Genomic DNA, 23,809 nt, shown 5'->3' on the forward strand with positions numbered 1-23,809 from the left:
AAGATGCAAGGTAAAACTTAGTTACAGATTTATTCACAAGTGAACCCTCAGCCTATTTCCGAATCTGTTATGGTGATTTATCATTTCACTTTTGACGATAATATATCCCATTGCTTACTATATAATTGAATAATAGTTCACTACTAAGTCATAAATTATCAATGGCGTGCCTCAGCTATATTACAATGTGTTGAATAACTTTTTCTATATTGAGAGAGTAATTTCATATATCTAGTTGTATTACTTATTTTAAAGTGACCAATAGGCAAATTTATTACTTATCTGACTTATACTCATAGTTATAGTAACCATACTGACCATATGCATTACTGGCTTTTTTAACTACGCCGTTAAACACCACGCCTTTTACATCAATTCCATTCTGTTCGAAGCGATTGCGAGTTAGTTCAATTTCTCGTAGGTGGTTCTGACCAAAACGGGCAACCAATAACGTAGTGCCAGTATGAGCACTGACAATAGCGGGATCGGTTACTGCCAAAATAGGCGGGGTATCAATAATGACTAAGTCATAAGCTTTACTGACTTCATCTACTAGCTTGCTAAAGTTACTGTGCATTAGCAATTCAGAAGGATTTGGCGGTATTTGTCCGCGAGTAATGACTTTTAAACCTTCAATTTTACTTGGTTTAGTGATCTGTTCTAGGTTTAAGCGACCAGATAAATAATCACTTAAACCATCATCCCACTTTAAACCGAACTGAGTTTGTAAATAGCCTTTGCGCATGTCGGCATCGATAATCAATACTTTTTTACCACTCTGGGCAAGTACTGCTGCTAAGTTAACCGAGATAAATGATTTACCCACTCCAGGGCTTGGGCCAGATATAGCAATAATATTATTTTTTGCTTCCATCATCGCAAAATGTAAACTGGTGCGCAGGCTTCGTAATGCCTCGATAGATAAATCGGCCGGGTTATCTATGGCTAAAATCGATTTGGCTTTAGCCTCGGCTTTAGCTTTACTCGATTTAGTAAAACCCATGAGCTTATTTTGGTTTTCTGAATACGGCACACTGGCATATACTGGTAAGCCAATAGCTTCAATCTCGCTAGGGTCTTCTACGCCACGATGCATGGCTTTTTGAACTAACACAATAGCAATCGCCAACATGCCACCCAGCATAGTTGCCATAACCACAATTAACGGTTTTTTAGGCTTTACCGGTTTAGAGGTATTTACTTCAGCAGTGTCAATAATACGCACATTACCCACGGTACCAGCACGAACGATATCCAGCTCCTGGGTTTTACTCAGTAACATGGTATAAATTTCGTTACTGACTTCAACATCGCGCTTTAAACGTAATAACTCTTGTTGAGTTTCAGGTAAATTCCCTACCTCACCGACTAACTGTTTTTTCTGATCATTTACGGCGCTAATTTGCTCAATTATGCCCTGGTAGGTTGGATGATCTTTTTTGAACTTTCGGCCAAGCTCTAAACGTTTTAGCTGTAACTCTTGTAATTTAGTTTCTAGCTTAACAACTTGCTCAAGTACGCCTTGGGTTTCTAGAGTGATGTTAATAGACTGACGCTTAATTTGATAATCGTTAAAACGTTGCTCGGCAAACTCTAGTTGCTTTTTAATTTCTGGTAATTGTACTTCTAAAAACTCTAATGACTTTTGCGCTTCAGCAGAATTACGTTCTACATTACGACGGACATAAATTGATGCTACTTTATCGAGTACTTTTTCAGCATAGCTAGGGCTGTCGCTTTGCAAGCTTAAATTAATAATGCCTGAGTCTTTGCCCTTCTCACTGGCGCCTATTGCCGCCTGCAAATCTAGAATAGTGTTTAATCTATCTTGGCGTGTAATGGTAAACTCAGTACCTGGGCGAGCATGTAAGGTGCGCACGGTTAGGCTAAATTTTGAATTTGTAAGCTCTTGACCCACTTCGCCTTTGAGAATTTGTTCGCCATCAGCGTTTAATAAGGAAACGCCGTTATTGTCTAGGGCTACTAAGGTAAAACCTGCACCTATGGCAGATTGTGGTACATCAAAACGAAACACATCGATAGTTTCACCGCCCCATGCATAACTGCTGGCACCAAAACTGGGTTCGGCTAGGTCACCGTCATTAATAGGCGCAAATTTACGAAATGCGCGAGAACCAATAAATGGGAATAAGTTTGGCTCAGCTATTACATCAAGCTTTAAGGTATCGACGGCTTCACCAATTACCGAGCGTGATTTTAATAATTCAATTTCGGTCACCGCTGTTGAAGTACTTTCGAACATCCCCGCCATATCATCTAAACCAGGCACGGATGAGCCGCTGTCTTCGACTTGGATCATAGCAGTGGCTTGGTAAACCGGGGTTGATAACACCGCATACACCACGCCAACAAACATGAATAACGCAGTTAAACCAATAATAAAATATTTCCGGTCTAGCAAGGCGCCAAACAATGCCATTAAATCGATTTCTTGTGCTTGTTGAGCAAGGTTATCAGTTTTTTTTGTTGTAGGCTGAGCACTCATTAAGTTGCCATTCCTTATAGATATTTTTGCCAAGCGCTACATGCGCTATCGATTAATGCGTACACATGCTCAAAGGCTTCTTGACTTTGGCGATAAGGATCGGGAATTTCTGCATTATTAATCCATTTCCCTAATAAAAACGTTTTGCCACGTGCCTCAGGGTAACGGCTGTGAACATCGTTTAAATGGCGTTGTTCCATAACAAGAATGACACTATTAATTGCAATTAACTGCGACGACAATTGCTGACCTTGGTGGGTGTCCATTACCACGCCATGACTTAAGGCAATCTTTTGCGCCATGGCGTCAGCAGGTTTAGCGACTAATGCGGTTAATCCTGCTGAGGATACTGTGATATTTTTATCGGTAAGCTTGCTTTTTAAAACATACTCAGCTGTTGGACTGCGGCAAATGTTGCCAGCACATACCATTAATACTGAATCAAACATGATCTAAAGCCCTTAATTGGATATGCCATCAATTCTATCTAATGTCGAGACCGATGGCAGTAACAAGCTGATAACTCGGTTCCAACGCGCTAATGGTGCTGAGGTGACATAAACAATATCGTGCGGTTGTAACTCAAATTGCTCTGCTAGTACCAAGGAGGCAATGTTCTTAGCATGTAATTGATATACATCGGCTAAAATACCCGTTTGTTGATAATCGCGTTTTCGCAGTACAAATATGCCGTTAGCATCGGCGGTATTTTCATTTAGTCCGCCTGAATCACTTAACGCCTCAGCTAGGTTTAAGCCATAACGATTAAGCATTACAGTGCCAGCTTTTTTGACGTCGCCTAATACAAACACTTTTTGCGCATCGTTACGGTTCACATGCACTATATCGCCGTCTTGCAGCAAACGGTTTTGTGATATATCACCTTGAGCATAAAACTTGTCTAATTCAATAACCTCAGTGGTTTCGCCACGGGTAAATGTGACTGTGCGCCAGTCGGCAGATTCTGATAAACCGCCCGCCTGGTTTAATGCATCAATAAGGGTTAATGGAATTTCTGTGATGGGAACAACACCAGGGCTTGACACTTCACCTGTGATATAGGTTTTTTGGCTTCTAAAGCCAACCACTTTAATATCCACTTGTGGGTCGGTTATGACTTTACTTAACCGTTCAACCAATTCTTTATGCAGTTGTCTGACTGTTTTACCTACAGCAGGAATATTGGGGGCATAAGCATACGTTATAGTGCCATCTTGTTGTACCCTAAAACCATCAAACTCAGCAGTACGTTGAACCGCAGCAGGAATGGTTAATTCTGGATGGTCCCATACACCTATGGTTAATACGTCACCAACACCTAACTTATATTGATAATTACTGGTATCGATACCGGCATAACTTGACATCGGTTTAGTACTTTTTCGACGTTGTTTTTGTTGTGCTATTAATGATGCATCAATAATTTGAATATTGACCTTGTCTAAATCTTGTTCGAGGCTTCTTGTTTGATCACCAGAATCAATCCCCTCAAAATGACTGCCGGGTACAATGGCGCAACCCGACGCAGATACAAGCAAAAATGATGTTATGAGTGTTTTGTAACTAAACGTCATTGTATGATTCCAATTTATGTAAATTTTTAGCATTAAGGGTAAAAGCTAGAAAGCAAAGGCCTAGTTGCTAGATTGTTACGCTGCTATAAAATCTTTACTGCGAAGCTGTTCCTAGAAGCGCACTATTGGCATAGCTGTCTAGAGTCTAGTTCGTTTATTATCGTTTTTATAATTTGAGGATTAGATGACTCGTTAAGAAACGAATGCATTTACATGTTTCTTATTAGAATTGAGTGAACATAATCCATTATTTGTTCGGGGAATGTAGAAGTTAAGCGCATTAACAGCGTGGCGGCCTAGAAAGAAAAAGCTTAACGACTAGAGCGCTACTATCAAATATTTAAAGCTTAAACACTAGAAGCAAAAGCGTAGCGGCCTAGATTTTAGTCATCGCTCACTATTGCCTGATACCATGTCTAAGCTTGATATCGATTTTTAGACACGCTACCGCCCATAGGTTACGGCTCCCAGCATGCCTAAAATCTCAACGAAACTTCCATTTTCAAGCATTTACGGCTAAATCACGTCGTATATGCATTTTGAGCGCTGATTATACTTAAAATTTCTGTAATTTACAGACAGAAATGACAATATCGTGATTAATTTTGCCATTATATTGCGATTACATGACGGAAACACTGCAGCCCGAAAAACTAATATACTGTATTAAATCCCGATAAATCATCATGATAAAAATACAAAAATGGGTACAACTAGATATTTGACTTGCTGTATTTATTTTTAATCATAAAAAAAGGATATTGCAGCAGCAATATCCTTTCCTTGAGGTAAAAATACACATTTATTGTGTTTTTTAAATCATCTGCCTGTAGTTAACTTTTTATTTTGTAAGTGTAATTACAAATTTTGACTGAAACCAACTGATGCACCCTTTTCTACTTTAGTGTGTGCTACTGCTATTGTTAACTTGCAATAACTTGGTTGCATTATCTTAATAGGATTTGTTAGTGACAATAAATGATTGCTACATGTTATCGCCAAATTTTAAACACTAGCCTTAAACACTAGCCTTGAGCCCTAATATTAAACGCTACATGTTCGCCAAAGTACGAGTCATTACAGTTAATACTTTTGTTACCCATTGTTTTGCACTTTGAAGATTATCGGCCTCAACATAACAACGAAACTCAGGTGCATTACCCGATGGGCGCAAATGAATAATTAATCCGCTGACTAAGGTTAGCCGCAGGCCATCAGTAGTGTCTAGATTAACAAGCTCATCGGCATTTCCCCCCAATGTCGTTAGTAACTCTTGGGGAGATACATGCACCGTTGCAATAATGGCTTTGCTTTTGTCAGTTGGAAAATCTTTTAATCGGTCACTGTGAGTATAACGTTGCGGTAAATGGGCTACTTGAGCAGCAATACCAGTTGTTTGTGATAAAGCTAATACTGCTAAAACCGGTAACACTGCATCACGTGTTGGTAAGGCAGTTAAACTTGATTGAGACTGATTTAAGCTTAAGTCACTGCCAAGTAAAAAACCGCCATTGGCTTCAAAGCCTGCCACTGTGCCGTACTGAGTTAACAGCTGAGCAAAAGCCTCAATAACATAAGGTGAACCAATTTTAGTTCGTTTAACCGTTTTAAATAATTCGGTTTGCTCAATTGCTGTATTGCAGCTAACAGGAATAGCCAGCGCTTCAATATTTAGGTATTTGCTGCACAACAGGCCTAAAATATCACCTCTTAACCAATGACCGTTTTCGTCGGCTAGCATAGGACGATCACCATCACCGTCGGTTGAAAACAGTGCATCTAGCTTGTGTGTTGTTACCCAATCTAGCGCTTTCTGGCAGTCTTGTTCACTCACCGCTTCTGTGTCTATGGGCACAAACACATCACTACGCTCTAAGGTAACAACATCAGCTCCTAGTTTACTAAACAATTCAGGATAGATATCCCGGCCAGCACTGGAATGTTGGTAAATGCCTATTCGCTTACCTTGTAATAATGTATTGCTGAATACATTTACATAACGTTGAATATATTGTTGTGCAGCATTTGGATTAACCGTTAATGGGTCGAGCTCGCTTAATGCACTAAATCCAACTTGGCTCGAGAGAATCGCCTGTTCATTTTGCTTAGATATTTCGCCGTCTGGCCGATAAAACTTGAGTCCGTTACGGTCGAACGGAATATGACTTCCGGTAACCATAATTGAAGGCATGTTTTGTTGCATGGCAACATAAGCCAATGCAGGTGTTGGTATTACGCCGTAATATTGAGCTTTAAGGCCTAATTGCGCTAATGCTTGCGCACAAGCTTGTGCCATAGCATAACTACTGGGACGATTGTCTATGGCAATGGCGACGGTATCAAAGGTAAAGTCTTGCTGCATAACTGATACAAAGGCATGGGTAAATGCAGCGCATACGTCTGGGGTAAATTGTTCAACCAATCCGCGTGCACCACTGGTACCAAAAAGCACGCCGCTTTGAGCTAAAGTTACGTTAGTGTTTAACATCAGTTATTTCCCTTCTACACGGCCGTAACGGTCTTCAAAACGGACGATGTCATCTTCGCCTAAATACGAACCCGATTGAACTTCGATAAGTTCTAATGGCATTTTGCCAGGGTTCTCTAGTGCATGAATAACGCCGACAGGAATATAAGTAGACTGGTTTTCGGTTAAGAGAATTTCTTTATCACCATTGGTTACTTTGGCAGTACCCGAAACTACAATCCAATGTTCGGCACGGTGATGATGCATTTGTACAGACAATTTCGCACCAGATTTGACGGTAATGCGTTTCACTTGGAAACGCTCACCGTTATCAATTGAGTCATATTGTCCCCAGGGACGATAAACTTCACGGTGGAATGTAACTTCAGAACGTTGTTCAGACTTAAGCTGATTAACAATTGCTTTAACGTGTTGTGAATGATCTTTATGTGCAACTAATACCGCATCTTTAGTGTTAACTATGACTAAATTTTCAACACCAACGGTGGCAACTAGTTTATCTTCACCAAAGACCAAAGTATTTTTAGTATCGACAGCTTTAACATCGCCTTTAAACACATTACCATTATTGTCTTTTTCAGACACATCCCATAATGCCGCAAAACCACCGACGTCGCTCCAACCAGCGTCCATTGGTACAACGACTGCATCTTGAGTTTGCTCCATTACTGCATAGTCAATGGATTCATCTGGACAAGCTTCAAACGCGGCTTTGTCGACACGAATAAAGTCCAGATCATTATTTTGTACTCGCATGGCTGCTTCGCAGGCGGTGTAAATATCTGGTCGAAACGCTTTTAGCTCGGTTAAGTAACGGCTAGCTTTAAATAAAAACATGCCGCTGTTCCAATAATAATCTCCGCTTTGAATATATTGCTGCGCTGTAGCTAAATCGGGTTTTTCAACAAAACTGTCGACAACAAAACCGCTTTGAAATTGCTGACCGCGTTTTATATAGCCATAGCCGGTTTCAGGTTTGTTACCTACAATCCCAAACGTCACTAACTTGTCTTGTGCAGCTAACTCTGCCGCCTTTGCGACACTTTGTTGAAACGCACTTATGTCATCAATAACATGGTCTGCAGCCAGAACTAGCAATAACGGATCTTGGCCTTGCTCTGTGGCTTTGAATGCTGCTAATGCAATGGCTGGTGCAGTGTTTCGGCCTACTGGCTCTAAAAAGATGCCGCTATGGTTAACCCCTAGCTGCCTAATTTGTTCTGCTGCAATAAAACGATGTTCTTCATTACAGATTAGCATTGCAGGCGTATGTTCAAGCCCCTTTAAACGTGTAATGGTGTTTTGTAGCATTGTTTGCTCACCACTTAACGTTAAAAATTGCTTGGGGTAATTACCGCGCGAAAGCGGCCATAAACGTGTACCTGAACCGCCAGCCATAATAATAGGTGTAATTGTCATAATGCCGCCAATGCTATTTTAAAAGTGTGTCCAACCAATGGGACAAGGAAAGAGGTGTTGTCGATATATTGCCAATGGCAACTTGCGTAACAAATTGTTGTTTTTGATCCTTGTCCCACACGGTTCCATTAGTGCGATCGAGAATGTCGATGGCTGCAATTGGTTGATGTAATAACACATAAGGATTTGTTGTCAGCAAGTTGTAATCTAGGCTCAAAGTTTCCCATGTTCTCATGGTTAAGCCAGACTGTCCTTTATGGTGTATATCGATAATGAAACGACTATCGGAGAAAATATCGTTCATGGTATCTCGATCAATAATATCGAATGTAATCCATTCTTTAGGACACTTTCTTACATACGGATCGAGTAGATAAAATACACAGAATTGTATTTTGCTTTGAAAATAGATTTTGATAAATGACTTAGCAGAGATGGTTTGTTCATTATTGAGCAACTTATATAACAGCTTTGCTCTGTCGCCGTGATAACTGCCAATGAAACTGTATTGAAAGCACTTAACTGATTTGTTTGATTCAGCGATGCTAGTGTTATCATCCGGATAGAATAATGGCACATACTCTAATTGGTGCTGCTGACAATCGGCAAAGTCGAATGACATCGCCTTATCTGCCACTGCAGCTAATTGGACAAATCCATTTGAGTTAGCTATAGAATCCCAACAATATACAAGCACTCGAACATTAGGATTTAACTTCTTAATCCCCTTTATTAAAAGCGGTGAAATACAGGTGCCTTTGACGATAATAACAGTAGTTATATCGTGTATTAACGGGGTGATTTTTTCGAGTAATTGTTGACTATACTGCCGTGAAATAAAGTGATTGTAATTAGCTATGTTATATTTGATTAATGCTTTGCCAATAGAAGAACATAGCGGTCTGTCGGAAAAAGAGTGTACAGAAGTAAAACGCTTTGTTAGTTGATTTTCTATCAGTACTTTGTAGTCGAAAAATGCGGGACAAACTAATACTGCGTGGTCGTTTTTACCCATGAATTGCTAGCCACTTTTTTTGCTCGAAGTTATAGGTTTTAATTACTTTGGCAGGGTTACCTACCGCAATTGAAAATGCGGGCACATTTTTAGATACCACAGCATTAGCGCCAATGATTGTACCTTGGCCAATGGTTACACCTGGTAAAACAACCACTCCTTCACCTAACCATACATTTTGCTCTATTACGACGGGCGTACCTGTTAATGGTCTGTCTTTGCATATTGATAGAGGGTCTGAATGCAAGTCACCGCCGTAGCTACCATGATTGAGATCGGTAATAAACACTCGACTGGCGATTAACACATTGTCGGCAATACTGACACTTTTCAGGGCCGCGATGTGCACAGAGTCATTCACCTGACAATTGTTACCAATAGCAATATTAATTTCACCATGTTGACCATGAGCTTCGAAGCGACAATAACGGCCAGTCGAGAACCCCTTACCGATTTGAATATTTTTTTTGCCGCGGCAATCAAATGGACGACGTATTATTTTGGCTTGTTTGAACAGAAAATAGGTCAATACTTTCTCATAAGCTAATGACAAAATACCAAAGAAGCCATAATGTTTGATTAAATTACCCAAAATCTATTCCTTTACAAAGATATTGCATCAAGTTCTTGATAAACAGCGAGAGTATCTTGGTAACATTTTTCCCATGAAAAGCGACTCGCTTGTTGAAATCCTTTTTGAATGATATCGCTGCGTACCTGTTGATTATCTAATGTGGAAAATGCTTGGTTAAAGCTTGCCACGTCAGCTTGTTGAGTGAGTATGGCTGCTGAGCCCGCCACTTCTGGAATAGAAGACACGTTAACCGCTATTACCGGACAACCTGAACGCATGGCTTCAATAACCGGTATACCAAATCCTTCGTAGCTAGAAGGATAAAATAAGCAATGAGCGCGATTATATAATTTATTTAGCTGTTCATCGGTTAAGCGTCCCAACCATTCGTATCGACCAGGTATTGTCGCTTCAAGCAACTGGAGTTCTTCATCAGACAGCTTACCGCCACCGACAATTGATAGCGTTAAGTCTGGTTGATGCTTTAATGTTTGTACCGCTAAAGTAAAGTTTTTGTACCATCCTCGGGCGCCGATAAACACCACTTCATTCGTTTGTTCTGTATTATCGAGCGGGTAGTAATCAGATGACACACCGTTGTACACCACTCGAATTTTACTTGGATCGATAGGGCAAAATTTCATTAAATCATCGGCGGTGTTTTGCGATACACAGATAACTAAATGGCTATTACGAATCGCTCTAAATTTTTGCCAAGAATGCATCCATTTAGCAGGTCCTTTTCGGTACAGCTCATAGGTAAAGTCATGTACTGTAGTCACCGTTTTTACTTTTTGTTTGGCTAAACGGTAATGAGTTGAGTGAAAAACAGTATCGTTAGTGACTTGTTGGAGGTTTACGTCTCGCCATCTTTCTTGCCACTTGGGAGCTTGAAAGTTTACTTGGGTGTTTTCGCCAAATAGTGGGATATGACCTTGTGTGTCTTTAAACCTAATATAGTTAAGATCGATTTTGTTGTTTTGCATAAAAGAAAGTATTTGCGCAAAGTAAACGGTACAACCACCGTTGTCTTGTAAGTTTTCGATAATACCATCAACAATCAGTTTCATTTTTTTCCAACTTAATTTTTGCTTTTTGTACAGTGAAATAAAAAACACTTACTAGAAATAGATACATTAGAGGGCTGAAATAGCCTACACCACGAATGAAAAACTCGAGAAAACTGGCTAGAAAAATGGCATAAAAAAATACATCCATTTTAGAAACAGATGCATTGCTTCTTAGTGTTAAGAATACTTTTAGATAAAAGATTAAGTAACCACATAGGAATGCGATTCCGAATATACCAAACTCGCCGACAAGTTTAGGGGCTGTTGCGCCGCCATCAAATTGATTAATGCTGAAACCAAGCAATGCATAGAGCTTGTCGGACACTGAACCGTAAACAGTGGTTACACCAAACTGTTGAAAACCGCCCCCTAGGTACGATTGAGTTGTTAATGTCTCTATCGCATTTTGCCAACCCTGAAATAATACCAGTACAGATAAGTTGTCGTTATCACCAGAGAGAACCAGTCGATCGGTAAAATAGCTTAGGCTATCGATACCCAGCAAGGTGATTAGCGCACCAACAAATAACGTAAATAACAGTGCTGCAAATACTAAGTTTTGTCGGGTAGAAATCGTAAACGCTAATACAACCCCCATCAACAGGGTTAAATTTTGAATATAGCCAGCCCAGCTTGCAACAATAAGCAGGAGTAATAACGCTTTATTTCGAGAAAGAGTGAGGCAAAAATAGATTAAAAACGGGGTGACTACTAGTGCAAAATGTGACGGTTCAAGAAACAAAAATGTTGGCTTAGCTAGCCCTGTACTAAAAAAATCTATTTTTGTTAAACTAATTAACCCATTTAATAACAATAAGATGCCACAAATATTAACTACATTGTAAAAATGATATGTATTTGAGTTATTTTTTAAATATAAAGCGGCTAAAAAAGCTGATAGCACAACGATAAATATACAGGCAAAGCTGAAAATAAATCGTTTTGCATCAACTTCAACTAGCATTGGTAATTGTTGGTTTACAAAAAATAGGTGCACAAAAATAAACAAACAACATGACACTATAATGAGTAAAGCAAAAATAACGCTTTGGTCAAGTTTGACCGTTCTGTGTAAATAAAAATGAATGCCTAAGAAAAACGAAATACACAAAGAGGCTGCTACAATCCCTAGTGTAAAAGATGACTGGCCTAATAAAATCATCGTTAAAGAAGGGAAAAATAATATCATTGAAAAAGCAAAAAACATCAATAATGCTTGCGGTGTATTACGATTACATTTTGAAACCATCCGCCATCCCTTTTTTTATCGCCTGACTAATTTCAGGGGTGGCTGATAAAAGTCTAATACCACGAGTCGATACAGTGTAAAGCAAACTAATATACTTTCTTATGCCACTAATGTTTTTACGGATAAAGTAAATTCTATTTCGAGCTAGATGATAGGCTCCAAAGTAGGATAAATCACCACCAGTTGAGCTCCCCACTTTGTGATAGATTACCACATTTGGCAGTAGTTCTACTTTGTATCCAGCTTGGTTACAACGAAACAAGAAATCAGTGTCGTCGTAGTATGCAAAGTACTTTTCATCCATACGCCCTACTTTACGAAGCAATGCCGCCGTAACCATTAAGAAACAGGTAGGTGCGTAGTCAAACGATGCACGTTGTATACTATTAGGAATATATTCATCATCTATACTGTGATGAGGAGCAACGGCTTTAATTGAGTCGATATATCCGCCAGCGTACCAGATTTTTTTTGCTGGATAATTGAGGATAACAGGGCTACACATATTTAATGCATCTGAGTTCATGCTGTTGACTAGACTGGACAGTACATTTTCATCTTTAAAAATCAGGTCATTGTTAATAAACAATACCAGATCGCAGTTGTCATCTAATGCAACATCTATCCCCTGATTATTACCGGCTGCGACTCCAACGTTATCGCCTTTGTTATCGATAAAGGTAACAGGAATTTGATAACGTTCAGCTAGCTCTCGCGATTTGGCTAACGGCTCAGGAATGGTACTATTGTCAATAATATAAACCTGATAGTGTTTATAATTCTGGCAGGACAAGCTAACAAAAAAGTCGTCTAATACGTCTGGTGAGTTAAATAAAACAGTAACTAGACCCAGTTTTTTATGTTGATTCATGGTTAACTTTTTTCCAAGACTGGCTTTCATGACAATAACGTTTGATTATTCTGGCTGGTGCACCAGCAACTACACAGTAATCTGGTACATCTTTTGTGACGACAGAGTTTGCTGCGACTACTGAATTTTTACCGATACATGCACCAATAATACATACATTCTCACCGATCCAAGCCCCTGATTTAATAAGGACATCACGATGGTATTTAACAGGTTGATGGATTATCGGTAATGAAATCGATTCGAAGTCGTGTAAATTATCTGAAATATAAACTTTATCAGCAACTAATACTGAATCTTCAATTACTACTTTTCTAACAGAAACAATATGAACATAATGACCAATGTAACAATCATTTGAGATGACTAACTGCGGATCATTATCATCAATTTTAAGCGCTAGTAACCAAGCATCAGGCATAAATGACGTTCTACAACCTAAATCAATATACTTTGCACCTTGGATATTTCTAGGCTTATATATAGTCGTTTTTTTTCCAAATGACTTAAAATCGCGTTGAAATAGAATGTTCCATAATAATAAATAAATACGACGATTTACTTTATAAATAAACTCATACATGTGAATCGTCAACCTTGGATAAATATTCATTCAAGCTAGTATCATCGAGATCCCACCACGGAGTATTAGTCACTTCTGGCTGAGTTCGATACTTAATTATCTTTGCCGGTACTCCGGCGACTATAGCGTAGTCATCAACATTCTTAGTAACGATAGAACCCGCAGCAATAACAGCGCCATTCCCTACGACGACACCATCCAAAATGATTGCGTTTAATCCAATCCATACATCGTTACCTATAGTGACGGTTTCTGATTCAATAAAAGGTTTTGATCTTGAAAAATGTCTATAGGGAAAAATAGTATTGTTAGAGAAAGTTGATGGATGCGTAGAAACCCAATCAAGCGGGTGTAATCCGATACCAATTTTAACGCCATCGGCAATAGAACAATAACTACCAATTACTGTATTGCTGACAACTCCATTGCCGGCAAAATAAGTGTATTTCCCTATAGTTGAATTGGATATGTCTATTTTTTTAAAAAGTACTGTTTTCTCCGAAAAAACGGAACTCTTATTTAACCTTTTATAATAATTAGACTTTATTACGACTAAGTAATCTCTAACTAATTGCTTTAGTTTCATTAACAATACCTTTAACTTTTGTAAAACATTTACTCAGATAGAAACCAGCAGCAATAAATACAAAAAACTGTGCTAATTGCAAATAGATAAGATACTCATCACTTACATAATCAAAGGAAAAAATAGAAATTACAGCTATTGAAGGTATTATCAGAAATGACATGAATATAACTAAAGCACTTTTATCTAAAACTGTTTCTTTTGAGTACTTTATTGCATATACCAACATAATAACTAATGCTGACAGTATTGTTGAATATGCAATCCCAATGGCACCGAACTTCTTTACTAGCAGCATTGATAATAAAAAATTCAACACGCCTTCGAAAACAGGAAAGTGGGCAATTTTTAGTTGCTGAGCATTAGCAACTAGTTTCATACCGTAAGGTGCAATAACCATTCTAATAGCAAACGCGACCAATAAGTAATTGAAGTAGTTATTGGCTAATGTGCCATTACTGTCGCCAACCCAAAGCTGAAGTATCGGTAAGGAGATATAGCTAGAAAGGTTAACGCCTAGGAATATCGTCAATGCAAAAATCATCGATAACGACATAACCAGTTCATCAACCCCTTTTTGGTTACCACTCTCATTCAGCTTGACTATAGGTTGAATGATTGGATTTACAATCGCACCAAGCAAACCGACAATGGCGTTAACCATCGTCATCGCAAGAACAAAAAAAGCAAGATTATCGAAGTCATAAATAGAAACAACAAAAATACCAATTCCTGATATCAGAAACTGCGCCACATTCCAAATCGTTAGCCCACCAAAGAACTTAATAAGCTCGTCAATTTTACCTTGTAAACCAAATGAAAAATGATGTTGTTCAAAAGCGCAAAACTGTTTATACATAAACAAATATGAAACCACATTAATCACAAAGTAACCGGACGCGATTGCAATTAAGCCATAGTCGGCTAAAAATACCACGACAATACCAATAAACACTCTAGATATTAGGTTAATATTTGCCGTGACATGGTTCTTCTCAATTCCAATGAAATAACCAATGAAAACCGTCGCAAATATACCGAGAGTAAATGAGCCAAAAACTAGTAAGAATGCTATTTTTGATTCAAAAATTATCTCATTTGGAATACTCGAGAATAATGATTCAAAATTAACAAGAACAACAGAAAGCACGAGTAAGAAAAATATAAAAATATAGAGAATAATATTGAAGTAGTTGTTAATAACGCGATTTAACCCTAGCTCATCATTGTTAAACTTGAACTGAGATGTAAAGCGACCTATGGTTATTTGTCCTGCTACGCCAAAAATACTAACCGCAATTCCAGCTTGAAGACAAATAGACCAAACTGAAAACTCATCCAAACTTAATATGTTTATCAAAAATGGCGATATTACAATGCCTAAGATAACATTTGAAAAACCATTAATTATATTAGCCAAAGAGTTTTTTAATAAACGATTAAACCCGCTCATTAATTGGTTCTTAACACTTTTGTAAACTCGGTAATCATGTCTTTTAAATCAACTAACACATTATTAGGCGTAAAGTTTGTAATCAATTGACTTATTGTAGTTATGTCTGTTATTGGAAAAGACTCATTAGGGAAATCTATTTCATGCCAGATAATCTCACATTGTGTATATTCCTGTAACACATCAGCAATTTGTTTTGCGGTGATGTTATAACCTGCTGCTACATTAATGGTCTGATTGTGGCATTGATCGGTTGACGCAATTTCGATACAGCTAGAAGCAACATCTTTTACTGAAACATAATCTTTGGCATAATCTTTAGCGATATACATATCGACTTTGCCATGGTTTATCGCATTACGAGTAATAGCGGGTAAAAATAACGGACTATTTAAGGCAACGCCATAAACATTACTTGGCCTAACAATACAGACATTTCGACCGCTTTTAAGGCATAACTCTTCTGCGACTAACTTAGTTAAATTGAATAGACGACGGTTATCATCAACACAAACAGTTAGGTTTGCTTGTTCATTAGCTAATGCTTGATTCATGTATACTCGAGTTGAAGATACATAGAGTAAACGTTCAAACTTTGCATGCTGCAATAGTTGGGCTAGTAGACTGACATTGGCTTCTAATACAGAAAATGGGGTATTTTTACAGTCGCCGTTGCCGGCGCAATATAAAACAATCCCTAGATCGCGCTCGAACAAACTCGTGTCATCTCTTGCAGGTACAAAGGTACTATGGCCTTGAGCTTGAAGTTGATTGACGATTTCTGAACCAATAAAACCTCGGCCACCAAATACGGTATAAAGCGCCATTTATTGCCCCCACCCGTTAATAAGTTTATCTTTAATCGCGTCTAATGTGGGTTGAATCATGTCTTTATCAGATAATAGTGGTTTGCTTAATGGCCATTGTATTTGCAGGCTTGGATCGTTCCACAATAAACCACTTTCGTCTGATGGGTCATAGTAATCTGTGCATTTATATTGGAAGTCTGCAGTGTCGCTGAGAACACAAAAACCATGAGCAAACCCAGGTGGCACGTAAAACTGTAACTTATTTTGTCCGGTTAATATTATCGCTTCATGTTGTCCGAATGTTTCAGAGCCTGGGCGTAAATCAACCGCAACATCAAAGACTTCACCGTCTGTTACCGTGACTAGCTTCCCTTGAGGTTTCGTTTTTTGAAAATGCAAACCTCTTAGAACACCTTGGCTTGAACGTGAACGGTTATCTTGGACAAAGTCAGCATCTATTCCAGCAGCTTTGTAACGTTCAGCTTGAAATGTTTCATAGAAGAAACCTCTATCGTCACCAAATACTTTGGGTTCAATAATTAACAAATCTTTAATTTTTGTTTTGATAATATTCATATTGGTTTCTTTTTTGAAATTATTTTGTAATGTTCAATAAATATTGACCATAACCAGTTTTAGCTAAGGTTTGTGCAATGTCGCGTACTTGCTGTTTTGTTAACCAGCCCTGTAATAAGGCTATTTCTTCTAAACAGGCAATTTTGAAACCTTGTCTTTTTTCAACTGTCTGAACAAATTGTGACGCTTCTAACAGTGAGTCATGAGTACCTGTGTCTAACCATGCAAAACCACGTCCTAATTGCTCAACGTTTAGGTTACCTTGCTCTAAATAAGCCTGATTAACACAGGTAATTTCAAGCTCACCACGTACAGATGGTTTAACATTTTTAGCAATATTGACCACAGAATTATTGTAAAAATAAAGTCCTGTAACAGCCCAGTTTGATTTAGGCGTTGTCGGTTTTTCTTCTATTGATAACGCTTTAAAGTTTTCATCAAACTCGACGACACCAAAACGTTCTGGGTCCATGACTTGATAACCAAATACCGTTGCTCCAGATAGGTTTTGAACTGCATGCTTTAATTGTTTACCAAACGCTTGGCCAAAGAAGATGTTGTCACCCAATGCTAAGCAGACATCGTCTGAACCTATGAATGATTCACCTATAATAAATGCTTGAGCAAGGCCATCTGGTGATGGTTGAACTTCATAAGTAAGGTTTATACCAAACTGACTGCCATCACCTAATAAACGAATGAATCCATCTTGTTCTTCTGGAGTAGTAATGATGAGGATTTGGTTAATTCCCGCCAGCATTAATACCGATAATGGGTAGTAAATCATTGGTTTGTCATAAATAGGCAGTAATTGCTTTGATACGCCTTTTGTTATGGGATGTAGTCTTGTACCTGAACCACCGGCTAAAATAATGCCTTTCATAAAACCTCGAATACGGATTACGGTATATGCTAAACCGAATCATAAAATAATAATGTTACCCACTAGCTTAACTGCATATTGCTGCAACTTATGCGTTAATACCTAGACGCTCACGTTGGTAACTGCCATCTTGCACGTGCTGGCACCATAACTGATTATCTAAGTACCATTGAATGGTTTTGCGTAAGCCAGTTTCGAATGTTTCGACTGGTGTCCAGTTGAGTTCTTTACTCATTTTGCTGGCATCAATAGCATAACGACGGTCGTGACCTGGTCGGTCGGTAACATAAGTAATTTGTTCTGCATAAGGGCTATTCTTAGGCACTAAAACATCTAAAATTGTACAGATCGTTTGTACTACTTCGAGATTTTGTTTTTCGTTATGTCCGCCTATATTATAGGTCTCACCGACTTTACCTTCTGTTACCACTTTATAAAGTGCACGCGCATGATCTTCTACATATAACCAATCACGAATTTGATCGCCTTTGCCATAAATTGGCAACGACTTACCTTCTAGTGCATTTAAAATAACTAATGGGATGAGTTTTTCTGGAAAATGGTAAGGACCATAGTTGTTTGAACAATTAGTGACCACTGTTGGTAATCCATAAGTGCGTAACCAAGCTCGAACAAGATGATCGCTTGATGCTTTTGAAGCTGAGTATGGGCTGCTGGGGGCATAAGCAGTGGTTTCAGTAAACAAAGGCAAATTAGTTGTTGCTGAAACTTCATCTGGATGAGGAAGATCGCCATACACTTCATCAGTAGAAATATGATGAAAACGAAAAGCCAACTTAGCTTCTGGCGTAAGTGTATTCCAATATTCGCGGGTTGCCTCAAGTAAGGTATATGTACCGACAATATTGGTTTGGATAAAATCAGACGGACCGGTAATTGAACGATCAACATGGCTTTCTGCTGCTAGATGCATGACTGCATCTGGTTGATAAGTAGCAAAAACACGTTTTAACTCTGCGTGATCGCAAATATCCACTTGTTCAAAATGGTAGCGAGAACTGTCGTTAACTGTTGCTAGCGATTCGAGGTTACCTGCATAAGTGAGTTTATCGACATTGATAACACTGTCTTGAGTGTTAGCGATGATGTGACGAACAACTGCAGAACCAATAAACCCTGCACCACCTGTAATAAGAATTTTCACAATATGTCTCTTTTATCTATTTACCAAATCGAAAACTATCTGCCCATTCCAAAGAGAACCACTCTTATGGTTCGGAATAAAATTTTGACATCTAACCTGGTACTATGGTGTTTTATATAAAAAATATCGTATTTATGTTTCCAGACTGCATCTTCAATAGAGTCGCCATATGGGTAGCGTACTTGTGCTAAGCCAGTAACTCCTGGCTTAACTGCATGACGAAAACGATAGTATGGAATTTCTTTCTCGAGTGTATTGATGAAAAATTCTCTTTCTGGACGCGGGCCAACTATCGACATTTCGCCTTTGAGAATATTTAAGATTTGCGGTAGTTCATCAATACGCGTTTTACGAATAAATTGACCGACTTTAGTCACTCGAGCGTCATTTTTAGAAGCCCATTTTGCACCTGAGCTTTCTGCATCATTTCGCATTGATCTAAATTTGATCACTTCAAATTCGATATTGTATTGGCCGGTGCGTTTTTGTTTATAAAACACATTGCCTGGACTTTCTAACTTTATCGCTATGGCCGTTAATAGTCCGATTGGCAATGCCACAATGGAGAGTAATAATGCCGCGACAACGTCCACCACTCTTTTTGCTAATTGAGTGCGTTTTGTCGACAAAATTGAAAAAGCTTTTTGGTGCAGAAAGTAGCTGCTATGCAACAGGCGTACTTCTGTATAGCCTAATCGTCCATCTAAGTAACTGACAAGCGGTTCAACCCATGCACCTAACTCTGTTGCGACAACCAGAAAATTTCGCTGCTCTTTGGTTAAGCTGGATGCCTGATAATGACAGATCACTTTTTTGCTGAAGTCTGTAATTGAGAAATCATTGATTATTATATCAAATGAAAAATCATCGATTATTTGACCTATCATAATCTCTAATTCGATCGGACAGTAAACATAGATAACCTTCTGCGTTAGAGCCTGACGTCTAGATTTAAATCTATTTGTTATTAGCATAAATTTGGATACTTCAATTAAATAAGGACTAAATCACTAAGATTTATTTTTTGAAAAAATAACGAATAATGCTGATAAACAACCCTAGAAAAATACCAGAAAAAACACCTAATAATACAATTAATCCTCTTTTAGGTTTAGCCTTTTCTTGGGTTACTTGCGCTGGATCAATCGTTTTAAAAACATATTCATTACGAACTTCAGCAAACATAATAGTTTTTGCTTGTTCTTCAACTAATTTATATAGAATTGAGCGAATATCGGCAACATTGGTTTGTTCGATTTGCTTTTTGAGGAAAGCAATACTGCGCTCAGCTTCATTAACATCACGATTTTTCATGTCTGCGTTTATGTCAGCAATTAACCATGTTACCCACTTTTGTGCCACTATTGGCGAAACATGTTCGATTGATAATGATGTCATTCCGGTGTCTTTAGATGTTGAAACTATCATCTTCGCAACAAACTCTTTGTAAGCTTCTTGTAACGAAGGTTTAGCTGTAAATGGTTCAGAGACATCACGAGTCCATGTGTTACTGGTAACGTCGTAATCATCTAAATCATAGTTCAACTCTTTACTATTATAGTCCCATGATTTAGCTGCCATCACATCGGCTAAAATATCGTGCTTTTCAATAAAGTTTTGAATAAAAAAACGTGAGGTTAGTACCTCTATTGCCAGTTTACTCTTATCACTACTTCCAGTATTACCTAAATTGATACCAGCCATGCTAGCTAAACCACCAAATTGTCCAGCCAAAGCAGCTAAACCACCGCTGCCTTGCTCTGCTTCTGCTGGTGCCAACAATGCATCAGATCGATAAATGTTAGGCTGATATAGTGCAAAGATAACTGCTGCAACGGACAATAATAAAGTTGTGACTGCAATTAACCATTTATCTTTCCATAATGATTTTACTAGCAAGCGAAAGTCAATTACATCATTTTCTGTTGCAGGAAAAGCTTGCTGTTCTGGCTTATAAACATCGTCATATATGTTTAGTTTGTTCATATTATTATCTTTATCTTTTTATTCATTCAAGTGATTCAGTATAAAACTATTTTCAATACTAGACTGAACGAGGTTACAAACCTGAAATCGCTGCAAATGCGACGGCGGTGTTATAAATAATCTGTGTCACTTGGGTCCAAAGGGTTAAGTTATCTTTGTACTCAGTGTCTAACGGAATGATAACCGTGTCGCCAGCCGAAATTTGAGATTCGGAACTAAACCAGATGCTCTTAGTTGGCATCATCACTGAACCATTGGCTTTTATAACATAAATTCGGTCTTCGTCTCCGCGCTCTCTCGAGCCACCAGACATTTGTAAATAATCTTCTAACGTTAAGCCTTCTTTAAATCTATGGGTCGAAGGATGCTGAACCTCACCCATTACTGCAACAGTTTGCTTAGTCGTTGGAACATACAATACGTCACTGTCTTCAAGTTGAAGATCTGCTTCTGGGATACCTAATTTAATTGCATTTAAATCAACAACCAAACGACCTACCGCTTTTATGTTTTCCAAATCAGTTAACATTAGCTGAGCTTCGGAATAATTAATGGTCGATCCGTCTTTTGAAACACCACGAGTGGCAAGATCTCGACGTAATTGGTCTGCTAACTTCTTAATTTCGAGTTGTTCTTGCATGCGCACTGATTCGCGCACAAATACTGACGCTGAAGGATATGCGAATTCAGTGAACCCACCAGCTCTAGCTATCACGTCAGATAGCCTTTCACCACGTCTAATGTTATATGTGCCGGGAAACTTAACTTCACCTTTAATTTCAATAACTTTTCTTTCTTGCCATTCTGGAGTCGTCAGAATAGTCACCATATCACGACCTTTTAGCTCGAGATTGTCTTCCTGACTACCATTAATCGCGGCATGAAGGTTAATGGTTTTATGGATAATATCCGATATTATGGACGTTGTGTGTGTACGTGTTAGTTCTGCTCGCTCAGTGTAGGCACCTTCTAACAGCCCACCAGCAGCTTTAAGCAAATCGGTTACGGTAGCGTTATTTGTTAAAGGATAAACACCTGGATGGCGAATTTTACCTGCTATAGCAACAATTTTTATACCTTGTTGTGCGTTACCCTGAAGCGTCAGTTTGGTTACGATAGGATATAATAACTCTTTTCGCGACATCACATTACTAAGCTTGATTAAGTCACGATCTTCAAAAAGATTTGATAGCATTTTGGCAACTTCGCTACTGACTAGCGACTGTTCTTCTGATTCTTTTTCACTTAGGACAACGCCCGCAATCTCATTGGTATATTTTTTTGCTACTGAATTGTCTAATGTTTCGAACCCTGCTTTGAAAAGATCTGCATCCAGTAATGAATCACCTTTCAATGCTTCAACTTTACTCACGCGTTTCTTTACTAACGAGTTTAATTCAAAGCGATTTTGAGTATCGTCGTTAAAGTTAAATATCATCACTTTATCACGAGGCTGTAAAGCAAGGTTTTGAACAGAATTAGGAGAAGTAATTGCTTCACCTGGAGCAAACTGTAACGTCTCGATGTCGCCGTGCTTATTTATTTCACGAATGATTAAGCCATAATCTAAATCGGCAGATATGAGTAAATCCCCCCATATTGATGGCATAAGATCGCTAATACGCTGTTGCTTCCATTGGTATTTACCAGGACGAACCACTGCACCAACTACCGTAATGGCATCTTCATATTGATTAGAAGCATTTTTAACTCGAATGTAATCGCCAGCTTTCGCTAAAGTGTTGTTACCTTTGGCGGAAGTTAAATCGACATTTACTATGGTTTTTAATCCATTGGCATTATAACGCTCAATACTGCTATTTTTCGGATAAGCACCTTGCTTGATACCAGCAGCCATATTGATGACGTCGGCAATAGTTTCATTCTTTTTCAGTTCATAAATAGCTGGGCGCTGAACTTCGCCAGCGACACTGACTAAACCGCCAATTGATGGGATGAATACCACGTCACCAGAACGGAGATTAATGTCCCCAGAAGCATCACCACGAAGCAATAAATCATATAAGTCTAATGAGCCGACTAACTTACCGCCACGCTTAACTTGCACATTACGAAGACTACCAATTTCATTGACACCACCAGCTACGAATAACGCCTGAGTGATAGTTGATAAACTTGATACGGTATAAGAGCCTGGTTTGTAAGCATCACCAGCGATGAAAATACGAATTGAACGTAATTCACCCATAGTAATATTTGATTCAATACCAATCATTTGCTGCTTTATGCGCTTAGACAGTTCTTGACGTAAATCGGAAAAGCTTAATCCAGCCACAGATACAGGACCTAAATCGGGGATTTGTACTGTACCATCACGATTAATAGTTAAACTGTATTCATTGCTTTCTTTGCCGTATAACTGAACTTTAATAACATCACCGGGCCCGACCATATAATCACTTGGTACAGGAACATCTGTTACTGGTGCAAACGTTGTTGGTTCACCTTCAAACATTTCGTAACCGAAACGTTTTAGTGCGTCTTTATCACTGTCTTCTTTAAAATCAAATTCGTTCTTTTTCTTTTTTTCTTTGTATTGATCTTTATCTTCTTTATTGTCTTTATCTTCACGAGGTTCTACTACGTTAGGATTAGTAACGTTAACAGATTTATTGGAGCTACCTGAAATCATTGATGGATCGATACCATATTGACGGGCGATTCGTTCCTGTTCTGCTTTAGGTAATTGTTTAAACTGTTCAAGCATCTGCGGTGTAGGTGTCACAGCATTGGCTTGTGTTGTTAAAATAATAAGGGCTGATAAGCCAGCTATTAACAAGTTTTTGGTTTTATGTAACACCAGGTATCTCCAATATTATTTTGTGAATAGACAAATAAAGTTTTGTCATTAATGCAGTTAAAAAAAGATAGTGAGCGATAGCTTCACAGTTAAGATTTAACCACCAAGATTCTAGGTTAATACGCGAATAGTACGTCAAGTTCCACGGACCAGTGCTAAAGCTTACAGAACCTAGCGTTCT

The 23,809-nt window shown here is 38.5% G+C and carries 20 protein-coding genes; all 20 read right to left on the reverse strand.

What is annotated here, in order from left to right:
• Nucleotides 1–274 precede the first annotated feature (274 nt).
• The 20 genes from H5123_RS12440 to H5123_RS12535 all read right to left on the reverse strand — a co-directional run bounded on the left by H5123_RS12440 (nucleotide 275) and on the right by H5123_RS12535 (nucleotide 23,628).
• Complete coding sequence (locus H5123_RS12440; protein ID WP_182698156.1) at nucleotides 275–2,506, reverse strand: polysaccharide biosynthesis tyrosine autokinase; 2,232 nt, start codon at nucleotides 2,504–2,506, stop codon at nucleotides 275–277.
• A gap of 14 nt (nucleotides 2,507–2,520) precedes the next feature.
• Nucleotides 2,521–2,955, reverse strand: a complete 435-nt coding sequence (locus H5123_RS12445) for a low molecular weight protein-tyrosine-phosphatase (protein ID WP_182698157.1) — start codon at nucleotides 2,953–2,955, stop codon at nucleotides 2,521–2,523.
• A gap of 12 nt (nucleotides 2,956–2,967) precedes the next feature.
• Complete coding sequence (locus H5123_RS12450; protein ID WP_182698158.1) at nucleotides 2,968–4,080, reverse strand: polysaccharide export protein; 1,113 nt, start codon at nucleotides 4,078–4,080, stop codon at nucleotides 2,968–2,970.
• A gap of 1,051 nt (nucleotides 4,081–5,131) precedes the next feature.
• Nucleotides 5,132–6,568, reverse strand: coding sequence for a phosphomannomutase (locus H5123_RS12455; protein WP_182698159.1), 1,437 nt, complete (start codon nucleotides 6,566–6,568; stop codon nucleotides 5,132–5,134).
• 3 nt (nucleotides 6,569–6,571) lie between these two features.
• Nucleotides 6,572–7,987 (reverse strand): mannose-1-phosphate guanylyltransferase/mannose-6-phosphate isomerase, encoded by a 1,416-nt coding sequence (locus H5123_RS12460; protein ID WP_182698160.1) that lies wholly within the window; start codon nucleotides 7,985–7,987, stop codon nucleotides 6,572–6,574.
• Nucleotides 7,988–8,000: 13 nt separating this feature from the next.
• On the reverse strand, nucleotides 8,001–9,002 hold the full coding sequence (locus H5123_RS12465; RefSeq protein WP_182698161.1) for a hypothetical protein: 1,002 nt from the start codon (nucleotides 9,000–9,002) through the stop codon (nucleotides 8,001–8,003).
• The gene (locus H5123_RS12470; protein WP_182698162.1) at nucleotides 8,995–9,594 is read right to left on the reverse strand and encodes a DapH/DapD/GlmU-related protein; all 600 of its coding nucleotides are present in this window, start codon (nucleotides 9,592–9,594) and stop codon (nucleotides 8,995–8,997) included. The genes H5123_RS12465 and H5123_RS12470 overlap by 8 nt, the downstream gene beginning before the upstream one ends.
• Before the next feature lie 11 nt (nucleotides 9,595–9,605).
• A complete protein-coding gene (locus H5123_RS12475; protein ID WP_182698163.1) occupies nucleotides 9,606–10,646 on the reverse strand; it encodes a glycosyltransferase family 1 protein in 1,041 nt (346 codons plus the stop codon).
• Nucleotides 10,630–11,895, reverse strand: coding sequence for a hypothetical protein (locus tag H5123_RS12480; protein WP_182698164.1), 1,266 nt, complete (start codon nucleotides 11,893–11,895; stop codon nucleotides 10,630–10,632). The genes H5123_RS12475 and H5123_RS12480 overlap by 17 nt, the downstream gene beginning before the upstream one ends.
• A complete protein-coding gene (locus H5123_RS12485; RefSeq protein WP_182698165.1) occupies nucleotides 11,879–12,766 on the reverse strand; it encodes a glycosyltransferase family 2 protein in 888 nt (295 codons plus the stop codon). Before H5123_RS12485 ends, H5123_RS12480 begins: the two co-directional genes overlap by 17 nt.
• Entirely contained in the window at nucleotides 12,753–13,349 is a 597-nt protein-coding gene (locus tag H5123_RS12490) for an acyltransferase (protein ID WP_182698166.1), read from the reverse strand. The genes H5123_RS12485 and H5123_RS12490 overlap by 14 nt, the downstream gene beginning before the upstream one ends.
• Nucleotides 13,342–13,935, reverse strand: a complete 594-nt coding sequence (locus tag H5123_RS12495; protein ID WP_182698167.1) for a CatB-related O-acetyltransferase — start codon at nucleotides 13,933–13,935, stop codon at nucleotides 13,342–13,344. The genes H5123_RS12490 and H5123_RS12495 overlap by 8 nt, the downstream gene beginning before the upstream one ends.
• A complete protein-coding gene (locus H5123_RS12500) occupies nucleotides 13,913–15,388 on the reverse strand; it encodes a lipopolysaccharide biosynthesis protein (protein ID WP_182698168.1) in 1,476 nt (491 codons plus the stop codon). Before H5123_RS12500 ends, H5123_RS12495 begins: the two co-directional genes overlap by 23 nt.
• Nucleotides 15,388–16,215 (reverse strand): NAD(P)-dependent oxidoreductase, encoded by an 828-nt coding sequence (locus tag H5123_RS12505; protein WP_182698169.1) that lies wholly within the window; start codon nucleotides 16,213–16,215, stop codon nucleotides 15,388–15,390. The genes H5123_RS12500 and H5123_RS12505 overlap by 1 nt, the downstream gene beginning before the upstream one ends.
• Nucleotides 16,216–16,773 (reverse strand): dTDP-4-dehydrorhamnose 3,5-epimerase, encoded by a 558-nt coding sequence (rfbC, locus tag H5123_RS12510; RefSeq protein ID WP_182698170.1) that lies wholly within the window; start codon nucleotides 16,771–16,773, stop codon nucleotides 16,216–16,218. It abuts the gene before it with no gap.
• A gap of 19 nt (nucleotides 16,774–16,792) precedes the next feature.
• Nucleotides 16,793–17,656 (reverse strand): glucose-1-phosphate thymidylyltransferase RfbA, encoded by an 864-nt coding sequence (rfbA, locus tag H5123_RS12515; RefSeq protein WP_101086424.1) that lies wholly within the window; start codon nucleotides 17,654–17,656, stop codon nucleotides 16,793–16,795.
• A gap of 88 nt (nucleotides 17,657–17,744) precedes the next feature.
• Nucleotides 17,745–18,821, reverse strand: a complete 1,077-nt coding sequence (gene rfbB / locus H5123_RS12520; protein ID WP_182698171.1) for a dTDP-glucose 4,6-dehydratase — start codon at nucleotides 18,819–18,821, stop codon at nucleotides 17,745–17,747.
• Between the two features lie 35 nt (nucleotides 18,822–18,856).
• Entirely contained in the window at nucleotides 18,857–19,795 is a 939-nt protein-coding gene (locus H5123_RS12525; RefSeq protein WP_182698172.1) for an exopolysaccharide biosynthesis polyprenyl glycosylphosphotransferase, read from the reverse strand.
• 43 nt (nucleotides 19,796–19,838) lie between these two features.
• On the reverse strand, nucleotides 19,839–20,807 hold the full coding sequence (locus H5123_RS12530) for a Wzz/FepE/Etk N-terminal domain-containing protein (RefSeq protein ID WP_182698173.1): 969 nt from the start codon (nucleotides 20,805–20,807) through the stop codon (nucleotides 19,839–19,841).
• A gap of 73 nt (nucleotides 20,808–20,880) precedes the next feature.
• On the reverse strand, nucleotides 20,881–23,628 hold the full coding sequence (locus tag H5123_RS12535) for an SLBB domain-containing protein (protein WP_182698174.1): 2,748 nt from the start codon (nucleotides 23,626–23,628) through the stop codon (nucleotides 20,881–20,883).
• Between the last annotated feature and the right edge of the window lie 181 nt (nucleotides 23,629–23,809).

The sequence above is a fragment of the Shewanella sp. SR43-4 genome (assembly GCF_014163845.1).
Taxonomy (GTDB): domain Bacteria; phylum Pseudomonadota; class Gammaproteobacteria; order Enterobacterales; family Shewanellaceae; genus Shewanella; species Shewanella vesiculosa.